Source organism: Variovorax multivorans (assembly GCF_051216835.1).
Classification (GTDB): Bacteria; Pseudomonadota; Gammaproteobacteria; order Burkholderiales; family Burkholderiaceae_C; genus Variovorax.
In genome coordinates, this window is sequence record NZ_JBPJZL010000014.1 from 18,578 (window position 1) to 41,026 (window position 22,449).

The window sequence follows — 22,449 nt, forward strand, 5'->3', positions numbered from 1 at the left end:
CACCTGCGCTACCAGCCCGCCTGCAGGCCACGGCTACGATGCGCCTCCGTGCCAGCGTCCGGCATTCAAGGTCAAGGAGACACCATGAGCAGCTCACTCACCAACCACCAGGTTCGCCTCGCCAAACGCCCCGAGGGCACGGCCACCCGCGAGAACTGGAAATTCACCACCGAACCCGTCGGCGAGCCGGCCGAGGGCGGCGTGCTGGTCAAGACGCTGTCGCTGTCGCTCGACCCCGCCATGCGCGGCTGGCTCAACGACGCCAAGAGCTACATCCCGCCCGTGGGCATCGACGAAGTGATGCGCGCCGGCGGTGTCGGCCGCGTCATCGCCTCGAAGAACCCGCAGTTCGCGGTGGGCGACACCGTCTACGGCACGCTGGGCGTGCAGGAATACATCCTGATCCCCGAAGACCAGATCAAGCGCAACGGCCTGGTCAAGATCGACCTGCGCGTGGGCACCATTACCCAGTGGCTCAACGTGCTGGGCATGCCCGGCATGACCGGCTACTTCGGCCTGATGGACGTGGGCATGCCCAAGGCGGGCGAGACGGTGGTGGTTTCCGGCGCGGCCGGCGCCGTGGGCCAGACCGTGGGTCAGCTCGCCAAGATCAAGGGCTGCCGCGTGGTCGGCATCGCCGGCGGCGCCGCCAAGTGCGACTGGGTGGTGAAGGAGCTGGGCTTCGACGCCTGCATCGACTACAAGGCCGGCGCCGGCGCGGTGCGCGAAGGCCTCAAGACCCACTGCCCGAAGGGCGTGGACATCTACTTCGACAACGTCGGCGGCGAGATCCTCGACATGGTGCTGGCGCGGCTCGCGCGCAAGGCCCGCATCATCATCTGCGGCGCCATCAGCCAGTACAACAACGCCAACAGCATGCCCGCGGCCGGCCCCAAGAACTACCTGAGCCTGCTGGTGAACCGCGCGCGCATGGAAGGCATCGTGGTGTTCGACTACGCCGACCGCTATCACATCGCCATCGCCGAGATGGCCGGCTACCTGAAAGACGGGCGCATGAAGAGCAAGGAAGACATCGTGCAGGGCCTGGACACCTTCCCCGAGTCGCTCAACAAGCTCTTTGCCGGAGAAAACTTCGGCAAGCTGGTGCTGCAGGTGGCGCAAGCCTGAAAAAGAAGCTGAAGAAGGCGCTTCTTCAGCTTTCGTCGGGCCGCATGGGAATGTCGCCCATCGCGTCGTCTTCGCGAAGACCCCTCGCGGCCTTCAGCAGCTCGATCGACATGCCGTCGCCGTGGCCGGCGAAACCCCTGGCGATGCCTTCGAGCACTGTCGACAGGCCGGTGTCGCCGTCGCCGCGCGCGTCCATGCTGATGTTGAGCACCCGGGCCGCCATCTGGCGGTAGGTGACGGCGCCCGCGCCCTCCAGCGCGGCCACCAGGTCGAGGTACAGCGCCAGGTTCAGGTCGAACACCAGCTTGGGCGTGATCTCGAAATCCCTGTTCTTGTCGTCCATGTGGGTTGGCTCCTTTTTTCCTGAGCCTCCACTCTAGCCAGAAAAGAAGACGCCGAGCCGTCGGATACAGCCTGATTCAGCGCGAATCAACGGGCGCGTGTGCCCATCACCGCCGCCGAGACGATGAGCCAGGCCGCGACAGCGATGGTCCAGGTCAGCGGCCGGCCGGTGACGAGCAGCAGCAGCGCGGTCGAGCCCAGCGGCGTGAGGTAGCTCAGGATGCCGATCTGCCGCGCGTCGCCGCGCTTGAGCGCGATGTCCCACACGAAGAAAGCCGCGCCCAGCGGGCCGAGGCCGCAGAGCACGAGCAGCAGCCAGTCGCGGCTCGACAGCGCCACCGAAGGTTCGAGCACGGCATGGCAGGCCAGCGAGAGCACACCCGAGACCAGCCCGAACAGGCCGATCGCCGAGGTCGGGAAGGCCGCCACGCGCTTCGTCCACAGCGAATAGCTCGCCCAGACGAAGGCCGAGCCCAACGCCGGCACGAAGCCCCAGTACTCCTGCGCCCCCGTTGCCGCCGCGCCGCCGCCGCGCGCGCCGAGGATCGCGATCGCCGCGCCCGCGAACCCCAGCAGCCCCGCCACCAGGTGCAGCGGCCGCAGCGACATGCCCGGAAGCAGCACCGGCGCCAGCACCACCATGAAGAGCGGCCACAGATAGTTGACGAGGTTGGCCTCGACCGGCGGCGCGTGCCGCAGCGCGATGAACAGCAGGAAATGAAAGCCGAACAGCCCGTAGATGCCCAGCGCCAGCGTGCGCGGCGGCACCCGCCAGGCCGAGCGGTCGCGCAGCACCAGCGGCCAGCTCGGCACGCTGCCGACGATCAGTGCGAGGCCGGTCAAGAGAAATGGCGGCAGGTGCGATAGCGCGGTGCCGAGCGAGGCGAGCGTGGCCCAGAGCGCGATGGCCAGCAGGGCGTAGACGGTGGACGACATGGGCGGCAAGGCTAAGCGACGCGGTCGTCGCGCAATGACGGTCCGTCGTCGCGCAACGACGGTTTTGCGCCGGGGAAGGCGCAGTCAGCGGCGCAGCGCGGCGGTGAGTGCGGAGTGCGATCGGTAGCCCGTGCGCCGCGCCGTCTCAGCGACGCTCATGCCGCCCAGCCGCAGCTCACGCGCATGCGCCAGCCGCAGCGAGCGCAGCCAGTGCATCGCGCTCACGCCCTGTTCGTCGCGGCAGCGCTGCGCGAACTGGCTCGGGCTCAGGCAGGCGACATCGGCCAGGTCGGCCACGCTCAAAGGTTCATGCCAGCGGGCTCGGGCCCAGTCGGCGAGCAGGGTCCAGTCGATGCGTCGGCGGCGCGAATCGGCAGATGCCGGTGCGGGGCTCCAGGCCTCCAGCAGCAGCGCGGGGCCGTGCTGCAAGGCCAGGGCCGAGGCCTGCGGTTGCTTCATGCATTGCGCCAGGTAGCGCGCCAGCGTGTGCAGTTGCGGTGCGTCGGGCGGTGCGCGCTCGGCGCAGCGGGCCCATGCCGGCTGCGTGGTGTCGAGCACCAGGCACAGGCTGCCGTGCTTGCGCGCGCTGAAGTCGTGCCGGTCGCCCGGGGCGACCACCTGCGCCTCGCCCACACCGATGCCGGCGCCCCGGCCTTCGACCTCGATTTCCAGCACGCCGTCGAGGCCGATCAGCACCTGGAAGTGGTCGTGCGCGTGGCTGCCGTGCGAGTGGCCGTAGTCGCGCAGGGCGAGTTCATGGTGGGGCAGCGGGGAGGAACCGAGGACAGGCATGGGCTTTCATGGATTGTCCACGCAGCGCCTCGGCAATGCCACAAGCAGCATCAGCCTCCGTCGGCGTCCTGCAGCGCCTGCCCGTTGACCCGCACCGCTTCGACCACGCGCCCCTGGCCCGTCGCCAGCGGCTGTGAGCGGCCCTCGGCCCGCACCTTGTCGCCGACCTTCAGGGCCAGCCGCGCGAGGCCGTCGGGCTTTGTGTGGACGAAGTCGCCAGTGTCCAGCACCACGCCGTTGGCCTGTCCGTGGCGCGCGTAGTTGAAGCGAACTACCGTGCCGTCGATGCGTTCACCGGCGTCCACCTGCCGCGGCGCCTTGCCGTCGACCGAGGCCAGCCGCTCGAAGCGGTAGACCGTGTGTTCGGTTTCGCCTTTGGGCGAGGGGTCTTGTTCGATGCCCTCGATCACCAGCGCCTGGCCGGCCTGCAGGCCGGCAAACGCGGGCGCGGCGCATTCGTCGTGGCGATCGAACACGAACTGCGTGGGCACGCCGTCGGTGTCGATCAGCACGCCTTCGATGCGGCCCTTGGGGCTGTAGACCAGGTGCTGGAAACGGCCTTCGACCGACCAGACGTCGAGGGTGTCATGAGGATGTGGCATGGGATGTCCTTTGTCAGTATGTTTGTGAAGCAGAAAGCGCAATCAACCGAGCCGCAGCAGCACTGCGGATGCCGCGCACACGATCAGGAAGGGAATGCCGATGCGATGGAACTCGCGCAACCCGTGCGGCACCTTGGCCAGCCGCAGCGCGATGAGGTTGGCCAGCGAGCCCAGCACGCAGCCGAAGCCGCCCACGCTCACCCCCGCCGCCAGCGCGGGCAGGTCGTGCACGTAGCGGTCCAGCAGGATGGTGGCCGGCACGTTGCTGATGAACTGAGAGGTGACGATGGCCGCGAGGTACGCGCGCCAGCCCTCGGCAATCGGCCACTGGCCCACCAGCGTAGCCACGGCCGGCAGTTCGGCCAGCTGGCGCAGGTCGACGAACATCAGCGCGATGATCGCCAGCAGCGCCCAGTCGACGCCCAGCAGCACGCGGCGCTGGAACAGCAGATAGGCGACGAACACCACCACCAGGCCAGCCAGCAGCCAGTGCCGATCGAGCGCGACGACGAAACCCACGAACAGCACGCCCGACAGCGCCAGCAGCCTCGGCTGCACCGGTGCAGCCTCGGCGGCCGGCTTGAGCGCGATGGCCGTGCGCGGCACCAGCAGCCACACGGCCACGAACAGCCAGAACAGCATGACGAGCACGGTGGGCGCCATCATGAGCATGAAGCCACCGAAGCTCTCCCCGGTGCGGTGCCACAGGTACAGGTTCTGTGGATTGCCGATGGGCGTGAGCGCGGAGCCCGCGTTCACCGCCAGCGCCTGGAGCACCACCAGCCGCGCCAGCGGCAGGTGCGCCTGCGTGGCCAGCACGCGCGTGAGAGGTACCAGCAGGAACAGGCTCACGTCGTTGGTGACCAGTGCCGACAGCACGGCGGCCGTGGCGGTGAGCAGCAGCGCCAGTTGGCGCAGATTGGTGGTGCGCGCCAGCAGCCGCTGGGCGGCCGACTGCAGCATGCCGCTCTTTTCCACGCCCTGCGTGATGGCGAGCAGCCCGGCCAGGGCCCCCACAGTCTGCCAGTCGATCAGCTTGAGCCAGTCCATCGGCGCGCGCGGGCGCACAAAGGCGAACAGCACCGCCACCGCCACCAGCACCCAGAGCAGGCCGTTTCCGCCGCCTTCGTGGGTTGCGGGAGCGTCGGCCTCGGAAGCGGCGGACGAAGAGGACAGGGTGGACACGGAGTCTTTGGTCATGGAACGGCGGTGGTCAGTGCGGAGGCGGCCGGCGCGTTCGCCATCGAACGGCGCCGGTCGCGAGTTTCCGGCATTGCGAGCGCAAAGAGCGTCAGCGCAGCGGCCGCGATGCCCGCCAGCATCACGAAGGCCGTGCCGTAGCCGGCCAGGTGCGCGACCGTGCCCGCCACCAGATTGCTGAGCGCCGCGCCCAGCCCCACGCAGGCTGCGCCGATGCCCAGCGCAAAGTTGAAGTGCCCGCTGCCGCGCGTGATGTCGCCGATCATCAAGGTCAGCATCACGCCGAAGATGCCCGCGCCGATGCCGTCCAGCACCTGCAGCGACAGCAGCGCGGCCGGGCTGTCGGCCAGCAGGTACAGCAGCCCGCGCACCGGCAGCACCGCGAAGCCGACCAGGAAGATCGGCTTGCGCGCCAGTCGCGGCGCCCAGCGCCCGACCGCCAGGGCAATCGGAATGGTGACCAGCTGCGTGACGATCACGCCGCCCGACAGCCACAGCGTGGCCGAGGTGCCGGCCTGCGTGCCGACCTTCTGCGCCACCAGCGTGAGCATGGCGGCGTTGGCCAGGTGGAACAGAAAAGCGCAGACCAGCAGCACGATGAAACGGCGGTCGTACCAGCGTGCGGTGGAACGCGGCGCGTCGGCTTCGTGATCGGCATCGGCGCCGCGCGCCAGTCGTGGATCGACGTCGCGCTGCCGGATCAGCATGGCCGCTGCCATGGTCGGCAACGCCATCGCCACCGCGTAGAAGAACATGGCATGCGGGCCGAACGCGTGGCCCACCCAGCCGGTGCCCAGCGCCCACAGCACCGTGCCGGCCGCTGTGATTGCGGCGTTGCGGCCGACGCGGGCGTCCAGTCCGGCGCGGCCCACCATGCCGAGGCTGACGGCCGCAATGGCGGGCGCCACCAGCGTGCCCGCCGCGCCGATGAGCGACTGGCCCGCCAGGATCACACCGTAGCCCGGCCAGTTCGCCATGACCACGAGGCACGCAGCAATAAGTGCGATGGCCCCGGCGATCCAGCGCGGCTTGTGCCGCGCGCTGTCGATCAGCGCGCCGGCCGGCGCCTGCACCAGCAGCCCCACCAGCGCCGAGACGAACATCACGGTGCCGATGCGCTGCGGGTCCCAGGCCAGCGTGCTGGCCATGAAGACGATCAGGAACGGACCGACGCCGCCCTGGATGTCGGGCGCAAAGAAGGCCAGTGCGTCGAGTGCGCGCAGGCTGCGGCGCGAAGGTGCGGCGGAGGAGGTCATGGCAGGCTGGGCTGGAAGATCAGGATGCCGGCATCGGGGTCGGTGGCGCCATCAGCGGCGCGTATGGCGCGGGGCCGGCGCCCCTCGGGCCGCGGAGACCGCCGGGGCCTCGGTGTGCAGGCTCCAGCCCCGGGCCCCCGAACACCTCGCGCACCGTGTCCGCGGTCGGACCCATGCTGGTGGCCTCCAGCGCCGTGCCCTGTGCGCCGCGCGTGCCCCAGCCGCGCGCATGGAACTGGGCGCCAGGCTGCAGCTGCGCGCCGTACATCGCGCCGATGTGCGGCGGAAAGCGCACGGTGGTCTTGTCCGCGAGAAGCACGCCGTGCACGTCGCCACGGTCGGTGTACAGCAGGCGATCGATGCGCCCGCCCGCCGACAGGGCAACGAGCGCGCCCGGCTCGCGCGGCGGCGGGGCCATGCCGGGCACCGGCGGCTCGTCGGTCACGCTGCGGCCGTTGGCAGCGAGCGACTGCATGCGCACCACCGGCACGCTGGGCGCGCGCCAGCCGCTGACCTGCACCGTATCGCCGGGCCTGAGTATCTGCATCACTGCAGCCGAGAGGTGCGGCGGAAATGCGACCTGCGTGCCGTCGGCCAGCAGCAGCCCGTCGGCCTCGCCGTTCGGGTTGAGCAGCCATTGCTGCACGCGGCCGCTGGCGACCGTGCCCGCTGTCGGCACGGCGTGTGGCAGTGGCGCGGTGGCGCCGGGCCGCTGCGGGGGGAGCGGTCCGCCCGATGGTGGGGGCGGCATCTGGGCGAAGGCGGCGCTGCCGGCCAGCAGGCAGGCGGCGGCGATGAAGGTGATACGGGGTGTCATGGTCAGCTCCTTGTGTGGATGGATGCCCAAGGACATCTCACACAACGTGCCAGCGCATGAATCCTTTTAAATCAACAACTTGCGTGTGTTTGGCAGCTTGCCATCGCATGATCCGGAGACACCGGGTGTCCGGTTTGCGGACACCTGCGGCTCATTCGAGCCCGTACTGCGCCAGCTTTCGATACAGCAGCTGCCGGTGAATGCCCAGCCGGCGCGCCGTTTCGGCGCGGTTGCCCCGCGTCTGCTCGAGCGCGTGGGCGATCAGCAGGCGCTCGAGCCTTTCGACGGCGGCGGGCAGCTCGCCCTCGAGCCAGTCGGCAGGCAGCGTGTCGGGGGCTGCGCCGCGCGGCGAGGCACCGAGCGCGAGGTCCAGGTCCACGCCGCCGATCACGCGGTGCCGCACCAGCGCGTGGCAGCGCTCCATCACGTTGCGCAGTTCGCGCACGTTGCCCGGCCACGGGTGGCTCAGCAGTCGCTGCGCCGCCTCGGCCGACAGCGCCTTGGGCGCGTCCGGCGAATGGGACGCATCGGACATCGCCGCGCGGCTCAGGAAGTGCTCCGCCAGCGGAATGATGTCCGCCAGACGCTCGCGCAGCGGCGGCATGCGGATCGACAGCACGTCGAGCCGGTACAGCAGGTCTTCCCGGAAGCGCCCCTCGCGCACGGCGGCGGCCAGGTCGCGGTGGGTCGCGGCGACCACGCGCACGTCGACCTTCACCGTCTTGTGGCTGCCCAGCGGCGTGACTTCGCCCTCCTGCAGCGCGCGCAATATCTTGGCCTGCACGTCCAGCGCCATGTCGCCGATCTCGTCGAGCAGCAGCACGCCGCCGTCGGCCGCGCGAAAGCAGCCGGGCCGCTCGCCGGTGGCACCGGTGAAGGCGCCGCGCACGTGGCCGAAGAGCTCGCTTTCGAGCAACTCCTTCGGAATGGCCGAGCAGTTGACGGCCACGAAGGGGCGTTCGGCGCGGGCCGAGTAGCGGTGCAAGGCGCGCGCCACCATTTCCTTGCCGGTGCCCGTCTCGCCGAGCACCAGCACCGGCATCGCGTTGGCCGCGGCCAGGCCGATGCGCTTGTGCACCTCGCGCATCGCCTGGCTCGGACCGATCAGGTCGCCGTCGTCGTCGTCCCCGGTGTTGCTGGTAGACGGTGAGGCCGCCGTCTGCCGCTGCAGCGCGCGTTCCAGCACCTCGCGCACCGCCTCGCGGCTGATCGGCTTGGCCAGGTGGTCGAAGGCGCCCAGCCGCATCGCCTCGATGGTGTTGCCCGCGCTCGAGAACGCGGTGAGCACGATCACCGGCGGCAGCCGCGCCATGCGCGCCTGCAGGGCCGCAAGCGTCTGCAGGCCGTCCATGCCGGGCATGCGGTGGTCGAGGAACACGGCATCGAAGCGCTCGCGCGACAGCGCCTCGATGGCCTCGTTGCCGCTGGCGACGGCGACCGTCTCGTGGCCCAGGCCCTGCAGCGTCTCGGCCAGCGTGTCGCGAAACGCGTTGTCGTCGTCGACGATCAGGAGGTGCGCCATGGAAGTTCCAGTTCGAAGCGGGTGCCCGGTGTCAGCGGCACATGATGCAAGTCGCCGCCGTGCGCCAGCGCCACTTCGCGTGCCAGCGCCAGGCCCAGCCCGGTGCCGTCGGCGCGGCCGGTGGCGAAGGGCTCGAACAGGCTGGCCTGCAGCGATTCGGGCACGCCGGGGCCGTCGTCGTCCACGCGGATGGCCAGCGTGCGCGCATCGGGCTGAAGGGCCGAGAGCACGACGTGGCCGCCGCGCGGCGCGTGGCGCACCGCGTTGTCGAGCAGGTTGTCGACCGCGCGCGCCAGATGCACCGGGTCGAACACGGCCTGCGCAGGTCCGTCATGCCGCAACGCTACCTGCACGCTTGCCGCACCGGACTTGTTGGCGACGGCCGCGACGCGCTCTTCGAGCCAGCGATGCAAGTCGACCTGCAGCGGTGCCAGCGTCACCGGCTGCACGAGCGCAAGAAGGCTCTGCACCAGCCCATCGAGCCGGTCGATCTGCCCGACGATCACGCGCAGTGCCTCGCCCTGCTTCTCGGGCGTGGCGGCCAGCGCGTTCTCGGCCTTCAGCCGCATGGTGGCGATGGGGTTGCGGATCTCGTGCGCGATGCCGCCCGTCATGCGGCCCAGCGCCGCCAGCCGCTGGTCGCGGCTGCGCTGCTGGGCGGCCACGCGCAGGTGGGCGCGGGCCTCCTCGAAGCGCAGGCGGTAGTGGTTGAAGCCGTCGACGATGCGGTCGAGCTCGCGCACGCCGGTGCGCGGCAGCTCGGGCATGGCGCCGCCGTCGGCATCGGCCTGCACCAGCCGGTTTTCCAGGCGCTGCACGTGGCGCAGCCCGCGCAGCAGGATGAAGCCCAGCCACAGGCCCGAAGCCAGCACCAGCAGCAGCAACACGCCCAGCCCGGTGCGCAGGCTGTCCTGCGCAGCCAACGCACCGCCGTTGGTACGGGTCATGGTCCAGGCCGCCAGGTCGTTGCCCGGCGCCGCCAGCGGGCAGGCCGCGACGATCAGCGCCTCGCGGCTGCCGCGCACCACGTCGGTCTGCGGCTGTTGCGTGCGGGCCGCGAGCTGCGCCATCTCGGCGATCAGCGGCTGCTCGGCGGCAGGCACGTCGCGCTTCACGCCGCTGCCTTCGTAGGTTGGGTAGGCGTAGGCCAGCTGGCCGCCACCGGCCTGCCACACGCCGCCTTCGACGTGCGGCGCCTCGACCAGCACCAGCTGCAGCAGCACCTGCAGCAGGTCGACCTGGGGTTGTGCGGGGGCGGGTGCGGTGGCCGACCTGGCATAGCGCGCGGCGATGGCCCGGCACGACTGCTCGGTGGCCGTGCGCCCCGCCGCCACCTGCGCGCCCGCACTGCTGCGGTACAGCGTGAGCATCACCACCGCCAGCGCGGCGCACATGCCGAACAACAGCACCCAGAAGAACAGCAACTGACCGCGCAGGGATTTCATCTGCCGCGATCCTGCTCCGCCTTCGGGCCGCGGCGCATCAGCCGTGGTCACGTTCGCGCAGTTCGCGCTTGAGCACCTTGCCGATGGCGCTGCGCGGCAGCTCGTCGATGAAGCTCAGCCGCGCCAGGCGCTGCGTCTTGCCGAGCTGGGCGTTGGTCCATTGCAGCAGCGCGTCTTCGCTCGTGGCGTCGCCCTCGCGGCGCACCACGAAGGCCACCGGCGTCTCGCCCCATTGCTCCGACGGCACGCCGACCACCGCCACGTCGGCCACCGCCGCATGGCCGCGCAGCACGGTCTCGAGGTCGCTCGGGTAGATGTTGAAGCCGCCGCTGATGATCATGTCCTTCTTGCGGTCGAACAGCGTGAGGAAGCCGTCGGCGTCGAAGCGGCCCACGTCGCCGGTGCGGATGAAGCGCTTGCCGGTGGCGTCGAACCACTCGGCCTCGCGCGTCTTCTCGGGCTGGCGGTGGTAGCCGGTCATCATGCCGCCCGAGTGGCCCACCACCTCGCCGGCCACCTCGGTGTTGTTGCGCGGCAGCTCGTTGCCTTCCTCGTCGATCAGGCGGATGTCGCTGCCCTCGGCGGGCTGGCCCACCGTGTGCAGCTTGGTCGGGTGCAGGTGAGCTTCCAGGATGCAGGTGCCGCCGCCCTCGGTCATCCCGTAGAACTCGATCAGCCCGCCGGGCCAGCGCTTGAGCACGTCGGCCTTGAGCGCGGCGTTGAAGGGCGCGCTGGTGCTGAACTTGAACTTGTAGGAAGACAGGTCGTGCTCGTCGAATCGCGGGTGCGCCATCAGCCGCTGGTACTGCACCGGCACGAGCATGGTGTGCGTCACGCGGCGCTTCTCGGCCAGCTGCAGGTAGCCGAGCGCGTCGAACTTGGGCATCAGCACCACGCAGCCGCCGAAGGCCAGAGTGGGGAAGAACACCACCAGCGTGGTGTTGGAGTAGAGCGGCGTCGACAGCAGCGTGACGGTGTCAGTGCTGTATTCGTACCTGGCGCCGCGCTGCACATGGGACCAGCGCATGCCGTGGCCTTGCACGATGCCCTTGGGCTCGCCGGTGGTGCCCGACGAATAGATGATGTTGAAGGCCCACGCTGGCTGCACCTCGGCGGCCTCGGGCTGCGAACCGGCCGGTGCCAGCCAGCCTTCGATGTCGCGGCCGACCTGCGAGCCGTCGAGCGCGACGCGTGCAATGCCGCCGTCCTTCGCGGGGCCGATCACCTCGGTGGCCGAGGCGTCGCTGAACAGGATGCGCGCGTCGGCGTCCTCGATCATGCGGGCCAGGCTGGCGGGCGTGGAGCCAGGCGCCAACGGGGCCACCGCGACGCCCGCGCGCAGCGCGCCCAGGAACACGGCCGCGTAGTTCACCGACGACGAGGCGCAGATGGCGATGGCGTCACCCGCCTTGAGCCCGTCGCGCTGCAGGCTGGCCGCGACGCGGTCCATCAGCGCGTCGAGCGCGCGGTAGTCCAGCGTGCGGCCGGCATCCGCCAGCGCGGCGTGGTCGGGTATGTGTTGTGCGTGGAGGCGAACCAGATCGGCGATGGCGCCGAAACTGCGTTCCATAGAGGCTTGAACAGCGGGGTGCATGGGAGAGTCAGTCCTTCATCTTGGCCAGCCGGCAGGATAGCGGACCCGTCGCGCATGGCCAGCGCCTGGGCGACGCCTGCCGGTGCAGGACACAGCGCCGTCAGTTGCCGATCAGGAAGGCGGGGCGACCATGCCCGACCATCAAGGAGCTCACCATGGGTTTACTCGACATCCTCCAGCAGGCCATCGGCAACAACAGCAACAACGCCGAGGCCCACATCGACCAGGTCGCGCAGCACGCCTCGCCCGGCGAGCTTGGCGCGGGGCTCGCCGCGGCCATGCGCTCGGATCAGACGCCGCCTTTCGGCGACATGGTCGGCAAGCTGTTCGGCCAGTCGTCGCCCGCGCAGCAGGCCGGTGTGCTCAACCAGATCCTGGCCACGCTGGGCCCGGCGGCAGCCTCGGCACTGGCCGGCGGCGTGCTCGGGCGCGTGCTGCAGCCGGGGCAGACGCAGGTCACGCCCGACCAGGCCTCGCAGTTGTCGCCCGCGCAGGTGACCGAGATCGCCACGCATGCCGAGCAGCAGCATGCGGGCGTCATCGACGAGGTGAGCCAGTTCTACGCGCAGCACTCGGGGCTGATCAAGACACTGGGCGGCGCGGCCATTGCCATCGCGCTGGCGAAGATGAAAGAGAACGCCACGCGCGGCTGACGGACTCCGGGGCGGTCAGCGTGCCGACGCTGTGGTCTCGGCCCGCACCGTGTCCCCACCGCCTATCACCTTGTAGAGCGTGATGCGGTTGCTCTGCTCCGACAGGCGCAGCGTGATCAGCGTCTGCTGCGCTGTGTACAGCGAGCGCTGCGCGTCCAGCACTTCGAGAAAGCTGTAGCTGCCGCTGCGGTAGAGCGCGTTCGACAGCGTGTAGCTCTTCTGCGTGGCATCGACCAGCGACTGCTGAGCCGCGATCTGCTCGCCGATCGAGCCGCGCGTGGCCAGCGCGTCGGCCACTTCCTTGAACGCGGTCTGCACGGTCTTCTCGTAGGTGGCGAGGTCGATCTCGCGCTGCGCCTTTGCCGAGTCGAGGCTGGCGCGGTTGCTGCCGGCGTTGAAGATCGGCAGGCTGACCGACGGCGCGAAGCTCCAGGTGCTGTTGCCGCCCTTGAACAAGCCCGACAGCGCCGTGCTCGACGAGCCTGAGCTCGCGGTCAGCGAGATGCTCGGAAAGAAGGCCGCGCGCGCCGCGCCGATGTCGGCGTTCGAGCCCTGCAGCGTGTGCTCGGCGGCCAGCACATCGGGCCGCTGCTGCAGCAGCGTCGAAGGCAGCCCCGCGGGCACGTCGACCAGCGCGCTGGCCGTGGCCATGCCTGCGGCCGGCAATAGCTCGCTCGGCACGGTGGCGCCAGCCAGCAGGTCCAGCGCGTTGCGGTCGAGCGCCACCTGCGCGGTGTAGCTGGCCACGTCCACGCGCGCGGAATCCACCGTCGTCTGCGCCTGGGCCAGCGACAGCGCCGAGCTGGCGCCCAGTTCATGCATGCGGCCGGTCAGCGCATAGGTGCGCTGCTGGCTGGCCAGCGTGTCCTGCGCGAGCTTCAGCCGTTCGTTGTCCGCGGCCAGCGTGAGCCAGGCCGAGGCGACTTCCGCCACTAGGCTGATCTGCGTGCTGCGGGTCGTGGCCTCGGTCGACAGGTAGCTCTGCAGCGCCGCCTCGTTGAGGTTGCGCACGCGGCCGAACAGGTCGAGCTCGTAGCTGCTGAAGCCCAGCGACGCGCTGTAGGTCGAGCCGATGGACGATTCGCCGCTGCTGCTCGTTGCCGCCGAGGTGCGCGCGCGCGTGGCACCTGCCGTGGCCGAGACGCTGGGGAACAGCTCGGCGCGCTGCACGCCGTACTGCGCGCGCGCCTTCTCGATGTTCTGCACCGCCACGCGCAGGTCGCGGTTGTTGGCCAGCGCGAGCGCAATGGTGCGGCGCAGCCGGTCGTCGGTGATGAAGCTCTGCCAGCCGGTGGTGGCGGAGACGGTCGCGTCCTTGGCCTCCTTCGCACCCGTGGAGGCCGGCCAGGTGGCGGGCACCGGCGCTTCTGGCCGCGAGTACACGGGCGCGAGGTTGACGCAGCCGGCCAGCAGCGCGGCTGCAACGAGTGCGGAGAGTCTGAAATGAATTCGGGTCATGGCGTTCATGCCTCAGGCAGCGCGGTCAGCGTGGATGCCGCCGCGGGTTTTTTCTTTTGCGCGAAGAAGCGCCGGATCACGACGAAGAACAGCGGCACGAAGAAGATGCCCAGCGCCGTGGCTGTCGCAATGCCGCCGAGCACGCCCACACCGATGGCGCGGCGGCTGCCCGAGCCCGCGCCGGTGCTCAGCGCCAGCGGCAGCACGCCGAACATGAAGGCCAGCGAGGTCATGAGAATGGGCCGCAGCCGCAGGCGCACGGCCTGCAGCGTGGCCTCGACCAGCGCAACGCCTTCGTCCTGAAGCTGCTTGGCGAATTCCACGATCAGGATCGCGTTCTTCGCCGACAGGCCCACCGTAGCAAGCAGCCCCACCTGGAAGTACACGTCGTTCGACAGCCCCGCCAGCTTCGTCGCCAGCACCGCGCCCAGAACGCCCAGCGGCACCACCAGCATCACCGAGAACGGCACCGACCAGCTTTCGTACAGCGCGGCCAGGCACAGGAACACGAACAAAATCGACACCGCGTAGAGCAGCGGCGCCTGCGAGCCCGACAGGCGTTCCTGATACGAGCTGCCGGCCCATTCATAGCCGATGCCCTGCGGCAGCTGCTTCATGATGTTTTCCACCGCATCCATCGCCGCGCCCGAGCTCACGCCCGCGGCTGGGTCGCCGATCAGCTCGAACGACGACATGCCGTTGTAGCGCGACAGCTGCGGCGAGCCGTACGTCCAGCGGCTGCTGGCGAAGGCCGAGAACGGCACCATCTCGCTGCTGGCGTTGCGCACGTACCAGCTGTTCACGCTGTCGGGCTGCATGCGGAAGGGTGCGTCGGCCTGCACGTAGACCTTCTTCACGCGGCCGTTGTTGATGAAGTCGTTCACGTAGCTGCCGCCCATGGCGCTGGACAGCGTGTCGTTGATGTCCGAGGTCGACAGGCCCAGCGCCGAAGCCTTGCGGTCGTCGATGTCGATGGCGAACTGCGGCGTGTCGTCCAGGTTGTTGCTGCGCACCTGGCTCAGCGCCGGGTCTTTCTTGGCCAGGGCCAGGAATTGCTCGCGCGCCTGCGCCAGCGCCTCATGGCCGATGCCGCCCAGGTCCTGCAGCTGCACGTCGAAGCCCGCGTTCGAGCCCAGGCCGCGCACGGCCGGCGGCAGCATGACGAACACGTTGGCGTTGCTGGTGCGCGCGGCCATCTCCATCGTGAAGCGGCGCGACAGCGATGCGGCGTCCTGCGCCTTGCCATCGCGCTCGCTCCAGTCCTTCAGCGTGATGAAGGCATTGCCGGTGGCCTGGTCGCCGCTCAGGCCGGTCAGCGTGATGAAGTGGGCAACCTCTTTCTGCGAGGACAGGTATTGCTCGAAGCTCTTCATGGTCTGCTGCAGCTGTTCGTCGGTGGCGCTGGCGGGCAGCTTCACCTGGGCCATCAGCGTGCCCTGGTCTTCGTCGGGCAGGAACGAGGTGGGCAGGCGCATGAAGGTCACGGCCAGCACGCCCACCAGCAGCGCGTACACCAGCAGGCTGCGCTTGCCGCGCCGCAGCAGGCCGCCGACGCCCGAGCGGTAGCGGTCTGCATTGCGCTCGAAGTTGCGGTTGAACCAGCCGAAGAAGCCGCGCTTCTCCTGATGATGGCCAGCCTCCACGGGCTTGAGCAGCGTGGCGCACAGCGCCGGCGACAGAGTGAGCGCCACCAGCACCGACAGCAGCATGGCCGCGACGATGGTCACCGAGAACTGACGGTAGATCACGCCCGTCGAGCCGCCGAAGAAAGCCATGGGAATGAACACCGCCGACAGCACCAGCGCAATGCCCACCAGCGCGCCGGTGATCTCGCGCATCGACTTGCGCGTGGCTTCCTTCGGCGAGAGCCCTTCCTCGGTCATGAGCCGCTCGACGTTCTCCACCACCACGATGGCGTCGTCCACCAGCAGGCCGATGGCCAGCACCATGCCGAACATGGTCAGCGTGTTGATCGAGTAGCCCAGCAGCGCCAGCACGCCGAAGGTGCCCAGCAGCACCACCGGTACCGCAATGGCGGGCACCAGCGTGGCGCGCAGGTTCTGCAAAAAGAGATACATGATCAGCACGACCAGCACCATCGCCTCGCCCAGCGTCTTGGCCACTTCCTCGATGGAGATGCGAACGAAGGGCGTGGTGTCGTAGCCGACCACGGCCTTCATCTGGTTGGGGAAGAAGGGCGACAGTTCCGCGAGCTTGGCCTTCACCGCGTTCGACACCGTGAGCGCATTGGCGCCGGTGGCCAGCTTCACGCCCATGCCGCCCGACGGCTTGCCGTCGAAGCGCGAGCTGACGGTGTAGCTCTCGCTGCCGAGCTCGATGCGCGCGACGTCGCCCAGTCGCACGATCGCGCCGCTGCTGCTGTCCGACTTGACGATCACCTCGCGGAACTGGTCGACGGTGCGCAGCTTGCTGCGCGCGGTGATGGTCGCGGTAAGCCGCTGACCCGCGGCCGCCGGCAGCGCGCCGAGCTGGCCGGCCGAGACCTCGGTGTTCTGGCTGGTGAGCGCGCTGGTCACGTCCGAGGGCATCAGCGAATACTTCTGCAGCTTGGCGGGGTCGAGCCAGATGCGCATGGCATAGCCCGAGCCCAGCGTCTGCACGTCGCCCACGCCGTCGATGCGGCTGAGCACGTCGAGCAGGCTGCTGGAGATGTAGTCGCCGATGTCGGTGGCCGAGGCGCTGCCGTCCTGCGAGACCAGCGAGACGATCATCAGGAAGTCGGTGCCCGACTTGGTGACCGTCACGCCCTGGCTCTGCACCGACTGCGGCAGTTGCGACTCGGCCTGCTGCAGCTTGTTCTGCACCTGCATCTGCGCCACGTCGGCGTTGGTGCCGGCTTCGAAGGTGAGCTCGATGCGTGCGGTGCCCGACGAAGTGCTGCTCGACGACATCGAGACGAGCCGGTCGAGGCCCTTCATCTTCTGCTCGATCACCTGTGTGACCGAGTCCTCGATGGTCTTGGCCGATGCGCCCGGGTAGGTCGCGTTGATGGAGACCTTGGTGGGTGCGATGTTGGGGTACTGCTCCAGCGAAAGCGTGGCGATGGACAGCCCGCCGGCAAGCATGATGACGATGGCGATGACCCACGCGAAGATGGGCCGGTCGATGAAGAAGCGTGCCATGTGCGTTGCTTCCTCAGCGGCTGGTGCCGACGCTTGCCGCGCTGGCCACCGTTGCGGTGGTATCGGCGGTCACGGGTTTCACTGTGTCGCCCACTTTGACTTTGAGCGAGCCCTCGACGATCACGCGCTCGCCCGCCTTCAGCCCGTCGGTCACTTGCCAGCGATTGCCGACCGCGCGCGACACCTTCAGCGCGCGCTTCTCGACCTTGTTGTCGGCAGTGACCACCAGCGCCGATGCATCGCCGCTGGCCGTGCGCGTCACGCCCTGCTGCGGCACCAGCAGCGCCCGTTCGGCCACGCCCTCTTCGAGCACGGCGCGCACGTACATGCCGGGCAGCAGCGTGCGCTCGGGGTTCGGCACCAGGATGCGCAGCGTGACCGCGCCCGTGCCTTCGCTGACGGTGACGCTCGCGAACTGCAGGCGCCCGGTATGGGCGTAGACCGTGCCGTCTTCCAGCAGCAGCTTCACCGAGGCTTCGCTCTTGTCGCCGCTGCTCTTGAGCGTGCCGGCCGCCAGTTCGCGCTGCAGCCGCAGCAGCTCGGTGGTCGATTGCGTCACGTCGACATGGATCGGGTCGAGCTGCTGCACCGTGGTGAGTGCGGTGGTCTGGCTGGCCGTGACCAGCGCGCCCGGCGTGACCGTCGAGGCTTCGATGCGCCCTGCGATCGGCGCGGTGATGCGCGTGAAGCCCAGGTTGATGCGCGCCGTGTCGAGCGAGGCGCGGGCCACGCCGAGCTCGGCTTCAGCTTGCTGCAGCGTGGCCTGGCTGTCTTCGCTGGTCTGCCTGCTCACGGCTTCGATCTTCGCGAGCTCGGCATTGCGGCGCGCGGTGACCTTCGCGGAGTTGACCGTGGCCTCGGCCTTGGCGACGCTTGCCTGCGCGCTGGCGTAGGACGCCTTGTAGCTGGCAGGATCGAGCTGGTAGAGCACCTGCCCGGCCTTGACCAGCGCGCCCTCTTCGAACAGGCGCTGCTGCACGATGCCGCCGACCTGCGGGCGGATCTCGGCGCTCAGGCGGGCGCGGGTGCGGCCCGACAGCTCGGTGGTGATCGGCTGGTTCTCGGGCTGGATGGTGACCACGCCGACTTGCGCGGCGGGGAGCTGGGGCGGTGCGGAAGAAGAGCCGGAGCATCCCGCGATCGCGCCCAGCAGGCCGATGGCCAGGGCGCACGCGAGGCCGGTGCGGATGAAGCGGGAAGACATGTTCAGGATTCCAATCAGGTTGGAATCCATGGTCTTCAGTGAATGTGGAGCGAATGTGGAGGTCCCTGCGGCATGCACGGCCATGGGTACGGAGTACACCGCGCGGGCCTCATCTGGCTTATCTTGTGGCCCTTCATGAAGATCAGCATCACCACCAAGCTCTTTCTTGCCGTGCTGGCCACCGCCGTGCTGGCCGTGGTCGCGATGGGCGCCGCCTCGCGCTGGAACTTCGAGCGCGGCTTCGTCGGCTACCTCAACGAGCAGGGCGTGGAGCGGCTCGACGCCGTGCTGCCGAATGCCGTTGCGGCCTACCGGCAGAACGGCAGCTGGGACTTCCTGAGAGACGACCCGCGCCCGTGGTTCGAGATCATGCGGCCCGCGCCTTCCGCCACGGGCGAGCGCTTCGAGCCGGGGCGCACGCCGGCGCTGGTGTCCGACCTGACGGGCGCCGTGCTGCGCATCGCGCTGCTCGATACGGACAGGCGGGTGATCGTGGGCTTCAGGGAGATTCGCAAGGGTGCCATTGAACGCGCCGTGGTGGTCGACGGCAAGACCGTGGGCTGGGTCGCCATGATGCCGTTCCAGAGCGTGAGCGAGGCCGGCGACCAGCGCTTCCAGAAAAACCAGCTGCGCGCGAGCTGGATCATCGGCAGCCTGTGCGTGCTGCTGGCCGCGGGCATCGCGTGGTGGATCGCGCGGGTGCTGCTCGCGCCCGTCAAGCGCGTGGCGGCGGCCACGCACCGGCTGACATCGGGCGACTACGCGAGCCGCGTGGCAGTGGCATCGCACGATGAGGTGGGACAACTGGCGCGCGACTTCAATTCGCTGGCCTTCACCTTGCAGCGCAACGAGCGGATGCGCCGCGAGTTCATGGCCGACGTGTCGCACGAGCTGCGCACGCCGCTGGGCGTGCTGCACGGCGAGCTGGAGGCGATGGAAGACGGCGTGCGCCGCCTCGACGCGCAGGCCGTGCGCTCGCTGCAGCACGAGGTGGGCATGCTCAACAAGCTGGTGACCGACCTGTACGACCTGTCGATGGCCGACGTGGGTGCGCTCGCGTACCGCAAGGCCGACATCAACCTGCGCGAGCTGCTGGAGCTGAGCGTGGATTCGTTCCGCGAAAGGCTGGCTTCGGCTGGCCTGCGGCTGGAGCTGGTGCTGCCCGCGCAGCCGCTGATGATGTTTGCCGACGAACGGCGCATGCAGCAGCTGTTCAGCAACCTCGTGCTGAATAGCTGCCGCTACACCGACGCGGGCGGCGTGCTGCGTATCGAGGCGCGCGAGGACGGCAACGAGATCGCGATCGATCTCATGGATTCGGCGCCGGGCGTCGACGCGGCGCTGCTGCCGCGCCTGTTCGAGCGCTTTTTCCGCGGCGAGGCTTCACGCAATCGCGCCAGCGGCGGCGCGGGTCTCGGCCTGGCCATCTGCCGCAGCATCGTGGAAGCGCATGGCGGCACCATCGAGGCCAAGGCTTCGCCGCTGGGCGGGCTGTGGATTGCGGTGCGGCTACCGCAATGAACGACACGACCATGGCAACTGCTTCTTCACCCGCACACATCCTGATCGTCGAGGACGAGCCGCGCATGGCCGCGCTGCTCGCCGACTACCTCCAGGCCTCGGGCTACACCTCGCAATGGATCGCCAACGGGCTGGAGGTTGTGCCCTCCGTGAAGACCCGCCGGCCAGACCTTGTGCTGCTCGACCTGATGCTGCCCGGCCAGGACGGCATGAGCGTGTGCCGCGAACTGCGGCTGTTCAGCGAGGTGCCCGTCATCATGCTCACGGCGCGCGTCGAAGAGGCCGACCGCCTGATGGGCCTCGAGATCGGCGCGGACGACTACATCTGCAAGACGCCCTTCAGCCCGCGCGAGGTGGTGGCGCGCGTGAAGGCGCTGCTGCGCCGCAGCGGCTATGCGTCGCGCGAGGCATCGCCCCTGCAGATCGACGAGCAGACGTACAAGGCGACGCTGCACGGCACCCCGCTGGGGCTGACGCCCATCGAGTTTCGCCTGCTGAAGGCGCTGGCCGATGCACGCGGCCGCGTGCTGTCGCGCGACAAGCTGCTCGACCATGTGCATGCAGACCAGCGCGCAGTGACCGATCGGGCGGTCGACAGCCATGTGAAGAACCTGCGCCGCAAGCTCGACGCGGCGAGCCAGGGGCAGGAGTTGATACGGTCGATCTATGGGGTGGGGTACCGGCTCGACCTGCCTTGATCGCCGCGCTCGCCCGTATCAAGCGCCAGTCGCAGCAGCTTGCCGCACGGCACCGATGATGTACTCGATTTCCTCGTCGTCGAGCATCGGGTAGAGCGGCAACGCGAGCGAACAGCCGGCCAGCGTCTCGCTGTGCGGCAGGGCGCCGTTGCCGTGCCAGGGCTGGAGTGCCTCGTGCCGGTGCAGCGGCTGCTCGTAGTAGATGCGGGTGGCGATGCCGGATGTGGCCAGTCGGGCCGCAAAGGTTTCGCGTTCGCGCGGGCTGGGCAGCCGGATGACGAAGTAGTTCCACGCGTGGCCGGGCGAGTCTGGCGGCAAGCGAATCGGCAAGTCCGCCCAGGCCGACAGGTAGCGTGCGGCGATGGCGCGCCGTCGCGCGATGTGGGCCGGGAAATCGTCCAGGGCGGCATTGAGCAGGCAGGCTTGCAGTTCGTCCATGCGGCTGTTGTGCCCGAGGCAGTGGTGCTGGCCGTCGTGGTAGCCATGGTTGCGCAACAGCCGGGCCTTGCCGGCGTGGAGCGGGTCCCTGAAGGCCAGCGCACCGGCGTCGCCGGCAGCACCGAGGGTCTTGGTCGGATAGAAGCTCATCGCCGCGGCGTCGCCCCAGGTGCCGGCGTTGCCCGCCGCGGTGCCGTCACTGGCCCGGGCGCCGAGGCACTGGGCCACGTCCTCGACCAGCAGCAGTTTTTCGTCGCGGCAATATGCGGCCAGCTCGGGCAGGCCGCTCGGGTCGCCAAAGAGGCCGACCGCGAGGATCGCGCGGGTCCGGGGCGTGCGGGCGTTGCGGAAATGCGCGAGCGTTGGCAGGAAGTCGTCTGGCGCGCTGTCGACGAAGACCGGCCGCGCGCCGGCGCCGAGCACTGCTTCCGCGCACGCGACGAAGGTGTAGGTCGGCATCAGGACCTCGTCGAGCGCATCTCCTCCACCCGCGCTTCCGATGCCGAGGCTCTTGAAGGCCAGCAGCAGTGCTTCGGAGCCCGACCCCACGGCCACGGTCTCGCGGCCGTGCAGCAGGGTCGACAGCCGAGCCTCCAGAGCCTGGACCTGCGGGCCGAGGATGTACGTGCCGCTGCGCAGCACGGCGGCGAGGGCCTGGGCCAGGCGCGTCGCCATCGGTTCGGCGGAAGCCGCCGGCCGGAACAGCGGGATCTTCATGCGTGCAGTATCTGGCAGGCCCGGGTGACGGCCACAAGGCCGTCGGCACCCGACGCGACGCGGCTGGCCTGGCCCAGGATGGCGCGCCGGAAGCCCTGGTACTGCCGTGCCAGGGCATCGTCGCCGGTCGCCGTCGCTGTCGAACCGCGCAGATCCAGCAGCTGCTCACGGTGGCCGTCGCACACGTGCAACCGGGCGCTGGCCGGCATGCTGCCGTAGCCGCTCTCGAATTCGGCGACCAGTTCGCCCAGCCGCACGCGGGCGCGGACGCCTTGTTCGCCGATGTGCCGCGCGAGCACTTCCAGTGGTGCTTCCACGGGAATCGCGCACAGCCAGGCGAACAGGTCGATGTCGTGCACCATCAGGTCGAGCACGCTGTCCCTGGCCGTGGCCGTGCGGGTCGAATAGCGGCGAAACCGCATGAAGGGACGCCGGCCCTGCTGGCTCTGGCCGTGGGTCGCCGCTGCGTTCCGCAGCCGGTCCAGCATGGCTTCGTCGAACACCGGGTTGAAGCGCTCGATGTGCCCGGTGCTCAGGGTGACGCCGCATTGCCGCGCGGTGTGGATCATCAGGGCGCCTTCGTGCCGGTCGATGCAAAGCGGTTTTTCGACCAGCACGTGGCAGCCGCGCCGCATCAATGCCATCGCGACTTCGGCGTGCGCGTCGTCGCTGGTGGCGACTGTGACCGACGCAATGCCCGGCGGCAGATCGTCCAGGCTTGGCAAAAGCGGCAGCGCCGCGAGTTCGCTGGCAGCGCGGGCCGACGACGAGCAATCCACCAGGGCACGCAGATGGAAGCCGCTCAGGGCGAGGAGCTTTCGGGCGTGGACGCAGCCGAAGCGGCCGAGGCCCACGACTGCATGGGCCAGCGGAGCGTCGAACGGGGGCGGAGCCGTGGAGGTGGCTATGGGGTCGGCGACGATGGCCGTGCTGTCGTCGTCGATGGCAGGCGTCGTGAAGGACATCGCGGCGTCGATGACTGT

At 69.5% G+C, this 22,449-nt stretch carries 19 protein-coding genes; 4 read left to right on the plus strand and 15 right to left on the minus strand.

Annotated elements, in window-relative coordinates; genetic code table 11:
• Positions 1 to 84 precede the first annotated feature (84 nt).
• The gene (locus ACSFCA_RS29020; protein ID WP_435462001.1) at positions 85 to 1,128 is read left to right on the plus strand and encodes an NADP-dependent oxidoreductase; all 1,044 of its coding nucleotides are present in this window, start codon (positions 85 to 87) and stop codon (positions 1,126 to 1,128) included.
• Positions 1,129 to 1,153: 25 nt separating this feature from the next.
• Here the strand turns inward: ACSFCA_RS29020 and ACSFCA_RS29025 are convergent, their stop codons facing one another.
• From ACSFCA_RS29025 to ACSFCA_RS29070, 10 genes are all read right to left on the minus strand, one after another.
• Positions 1,154 to 1,471, minus strand: a complete 318-nt coding sequence (locus tag ACSFCA_RS29025; protein WP_435462000.1) for a hypothetical protein — start codon at positions 1,469 to 1,471, stop codon at positions 1,154 to 1,156.
• An 86-nt stretch (positions 1,472 to 1,557) separates the two neighbouring features.
• On the minus strand, positions 1,558 to 2,406 hold the full coding sequence (locus tag ACSFCA_RS29030) for a DMT family transporter (protein WP_435461999.1): 849 nt from the start codon (positions 2,404 to 2,406) through the stop codon (positions 1,558 to 1,560).
• Positions 2,407 to 2,490: 84 nt separating this feature from the next.
• Positions 2,491 to 3,198 carry a helix-turn-helix transcriptional regulator gene (locus ACSFCA_RS29035; protein ID WP_258352566.1) on the minus strand — a complete coding sequence of 236 codons (708 nt, stop codon included), beginning with the start codon at positions 3,196 to 3,198 and terminating at the stop codon, positions 2,491 to 2,493.
• A 50-nt stretch (positions 3,199 to 3,248) separates the two neighbouring features.
• Positions 3,249 to 3,800, minus strand: a complete 552-nt coding sequence (locus tag ACSFCA_RS29040) for a hypothetical protein (protein WP_435461998.1) — start codon at positions 3,798 to 3,800, stop codon at positions 3,249 to 3,251.
• Between the two features lie 42 nt (positions 3,801 to 3,842).
• Entirely contained in the window at positions 3,843 to 5,000 is a 1,158-nt protein-coding gene (locus tag ACSFCA_RS29045; RefSeq protein WP_435461997.1) for an SLC13 family permease, read from the minus strand.
• Entirely contained in the window at positions 4,997 to 6,256 is a 1,260-nt protein-coding gene (locus tag ACSFCA_RS29050; protein WP_435461996.1) for an MFS transporter, read from the minus strand. Before ACSFCA_RS29050 ends, ACSFCA_RS29045 begins: the two co-directional genes overlap by 4 nt.
• A gap of 19 nt (positions 6,257 to 6,275) precedes the next feature.
• Complete coding sequence (locus ACSFCA_RS29055) at positions 6,276 to 7,073, minus strand: hypothetical protein (protein WP_435461995.1); 798 nt, start codon at positions 7,071 to 7,073, stop codon at positions 6,276 to 6,278.
• A 151-nt stretch (positions 7,074 to 7,224) separates the two neighbouring features.
• The gene (locus ACSFCA_RS29060) at positions 7,225 to 8,595 is read right to left on the minus strand and encodes a sigma-54-dependent transcriptional regulator (RefSeq protein WP_435461994.1); all 1,371 of its coding nucleotides are present in this window, start codon (positions 8,593 to 8,595) and stop codon (positions 7,225 to 7,227) included.
• Positions 8,580 to 10,040, minus strand: coding sequence for a sensor histidine kinase (locus ACSFCA_RS29065; RefSeq protein WP_435461993.1), 1,461 nt, complete (start codon positions 10,038 to 10,040; stop codon positions 8,580 to 8,582). Before ACSFCA_RS29065 ends, ACSFCA_RS29060 begins: the two co-directional genes overlap by 16 nt.
• A 37-nt stretch (positions 10,041 to 10,077) precedes the next feature.
• Positions 10,078 to 11,610, minus strand: a complete 1,533-nt coding sequence (locus ACSFCA_RS29070; protein ID WP_435461992.1) for a class I adenylate-forming enzyme family protein — start codon at positions 11,608 to 11,610, stop codon at positions 10,078 to 10,080.
• A gap of 179 nt (positions 11,611 to 11,789) precedes the next feature.
• Here ACSFCA_RS29070 and ACSFCA_RS29075 point away from each other — a divergent pair, with 179 nt between their 5' ends.
• Complete coding sequence (locus tag ACSFCA_RS29075) at positions 11,790 to 12,287, plus strand: hypothetical protein (protein WP_258352582.1); 498 nt, start codon at positions 11,790 to 11,792, stop codon at positions 12,285 to 12,287.
• 15 nt (positions 12,288 to 12,302) lie between these two features.
• Here the strand turns inward: ACSFCA_RS29075 and ACSFCA_RS29080 are convergent, their stop codons facing one another.
• The 3 genes from ACSFCA_RS29080 to ACSFCA_RS29090 are packed head-to-tail and all read right to left on the minus strand — an operon-like array spanning position 12,303 to position 18,092.
• Positions 12,303 to 13,745 carry an efflux transporter outer membrane subunit gene (locus ACSFCA_RS29080; RefSeq protein WP_435461991.1) on the minus strand — a complete coding sequence of 481 codons (1,443 nt, stop codon included), beginning with the start codon at positions 13,743 to 13,745 and terminating at the stop codon, positions 12,303 to 12,305.
• A 5-nt stretch (positions 13,746 to 13,750) separates the two neighbouring features.
• Positions 13,751 to 16,888 carry an efflux RND transporter permease subunit gene (locus ACSFCA_RS29085; protein ID WP_435461990.1) on the minus strand — a complete coding sequence of 1,046 codons (3,138 nt, stop codon included), beginning with the start codon at positions 16,886 to 16,888 and terminating at the stop codon, positions 13,751 to 13,753.
• A gap of 13 nt (positions 16,889 to 16,901) precedes the next feature.
• Entirely contained in the window at positions 16,902 to 18,092 is a 1,191-nt protein-coding gene (locus ACSFCA_RS29090; RefSeq protein WP_258352587.1) for an efflux RND transporter periplasmic adaptor subunit, read from the minus strand.
• A gap of 135 nt (positions 18,093 to 18,227) precedes the next feature.
• Between ACSFCA_RS29090 and baeS the strand changes: the two genes are divergently transcribed.
• Together baeS and ACSFCA_RS29100 are read left to right on the plus strand one after the other, a co-directional pair.
• Entirely contained in the window at positions 18,228 to 19,613 is a 1,386-nt protein-coding gene (gene baeS / locus ACSFCA_RS29095; RefSeq protein WP_435461989.1) for a sensor histidine kinase efflux regulator BaeS, read from the plus strand.
• Positions 19,610 to 20,311 carry a response regulator gene (locus ACSFCA_RS29100; protein ID WP_435477460.1) on the plus strand — a complete coding sequence of 234 codons (702 nt, stop codon included), beginning with the start codon at positions 19,610 to 19,612 and terminating at the stop codon, positions 20,309 to 20,311. The genes baeS and ACSFCA_RS29100 overlap by 4 nt, the downstream gene beginning before the upstream one ends.
• An 18-nt stretch (positions 20,312 to 20,329) precedes the next feature.
• Here the strand turns inward: ACSFCA_RS29100 and ACSFCA_RS29105 are convergent, their stop codons facing one another.
• Entirely contained in the window at positions 20,330 to 21,466 is a 1,137-nt protein-coding gene (locus ACSFCA_RS29105) for a DegT/DnrJ/EryC1/StrS family aminotransferase (RefSeq protein WP_435461988.1), read from the minus strand.
• Entirely contained in the window at positions 21,463 to 22,431 is a 969-nt protein-coding gene (locus tag ACSFCA_RS29110) for a Gfo/Idh/MocA family protein (RefSeq protein ID WP_435461987.1), read from the minus strand. The genes ACSFCA_RS29105 and ACSFCA_RS29110 overlap by 4 nt, the downstream gene beginning before the upstream one ends.
• Between the last annotated feature and the right edge of the window lie 18 nt (positions 22,432 to 22,449).

What these genes read in the sequence shown, in the direction of transcription:
- ACSFCA_RS29020 (WP_435462001.1), top strand. Translation starts at nt 85, where the DNA reads ATGAGCAGCTCACTCACCAACCACCAGGTTCGCCTCGCCAAACGCCCC.
- ACSFCA_RS29025 (WP_435462000.1), bottom strand. Translation starts at nt 1,471, where the DNA reads ATGGACGACAAGAACAGGGATTTCGAGATCACGCCCAAGCTGGTGTTC.
- ACSFCA_RS29030 (WP_435461999.1), bottom strand. Translation starts at nt 2,406, where the DNA reads ATGTCGTCCACCGTCTACGCCCTGCTGGCCATCGCGCTCTGGGCCACG.
- ACSFCA_RS29035 (WP_258352566.1), bottom strand. Translation starts at nt 3,198, where the DNA reads ATGCCTGTCCTCGGTTCCTCCCCGCTGCCCCACCATGAACTCGCCCTG.
- ACSFCA_RS29040 (WP_435461998.1), bottom strand. Translation starts at nt 3,800, where the DNA reads ATGCCACATCCTCATGACACCCTCGACGTCTGGTCGGTCGAAGGCCGT.
- ACSFCA_RS29045 (WP_435461997.1), bottom strand. Translation starts at nt 5,000, where the DNA reads ATGACCAAAGACTCCGTGTCCACCCTGTCCTCTTCGTCCGCCGCTTCC.
- ACSFCA_RS29050 (WP_435461996.1), bottom strand. Translation starts at nt 6,256, where the DNA reads ATGACCTCCTCCGCCGCACCTTCGCGCCGCAGCCTGCGCGCACTCGAC.
- ACSFCA_RS29055 (WP_435461995.1), bottom strand. Translation starts at nt 7,073, where the DNA reads ATGACACCCCGTATCACCTTCATCGCCGCCGCCTGCCTGCTGGCCGGC.
- ACSFCA_RS29060 (WP_435461994.1), bottom strand. Translation starts at nt 8,595, where the DNA reads ATGGCGCACCTCCTGATCGTCGACGACGACAACGCGTTTCGCGACACG.
- ACSFCA_RS29065 (WP_435461993.1), bottom strand. Translation starts at nt 10,040, where the DNA reads ATGAAATCCCTGCGCGGTCAGTTGCTGTTCTTCTGGGTGCTGTTGTTC.
- ACSFCA_RS29070 (WP_435461992.1), bottom strand. Translation starts at nt 11,610, where the DNA reads ATGGAACGCAGTTTCGGCGCCATCGCCGATCTGGTTCGCCTCCACGCA.
- ACSFCA_RS29075 (WP_258352582.1), top strand. Translation starts at nt 11,790, where the DNA reads ATGGGTTTACTCGACATCCTCCAGCAGGCCATCGGCAACAACAGCAAC.
- ACSFCA_RS29080 (WP_435461991.1), bottom strand. Translation starts at nt 13,745, where the DNA reads ATGACCCGAATTCATTTCAGACTCTCCGCACTCGTTGCAGCCGCGCTG.
- ACSFCA_RS29085 (WP_435461990.1), bottom strand. Translation starts at nt 16,888, where the DNA reads ATGGCACGCTTCTTCATCGACCGGCCCATCTTCGCGTGGGTCATCGCC.
- ACSFCA_RS29090 (WP_258352587.1), bottom strand. Translation starts at nt 18,092, where the DNA reads ATGTCTTCCCGCTTCATCCGCACCGGCCTCGCGTGCGCCCTGGCCATC.
- baeS (WP_435461989.1), top strand. Translation starts at nt 18,228, where the DNA reads ATGAAGATCAGCATCACCACCAAGCTCTTTCTTGCCGTGCTGGCCACC.
- ACSFCA_RS29100 (WP_435477460.1), top strand. Translation starts at nt 19,610, where the DNA reads ATGAACGACACGACCATGGCAACTGCTTCTTCACCCGCACACATCCTG.
- ACSFCA_RS29105 (WP_435461988.1), bottom strand. Translation starts at nt 21,466, where the DNA reads ATGAAGATCCCGCTGTTCCGGCCGGCGGCTTCCGCCGAACCGATGGCG.
- ACSFCA_RS29110 (WP_435461987.1), bottom strand. Translation starts at nt 22,431, where the DNA reads ATGTCCTTCACGACGCCTGCCATCGACGACGACAGCACGGCCATCGTC.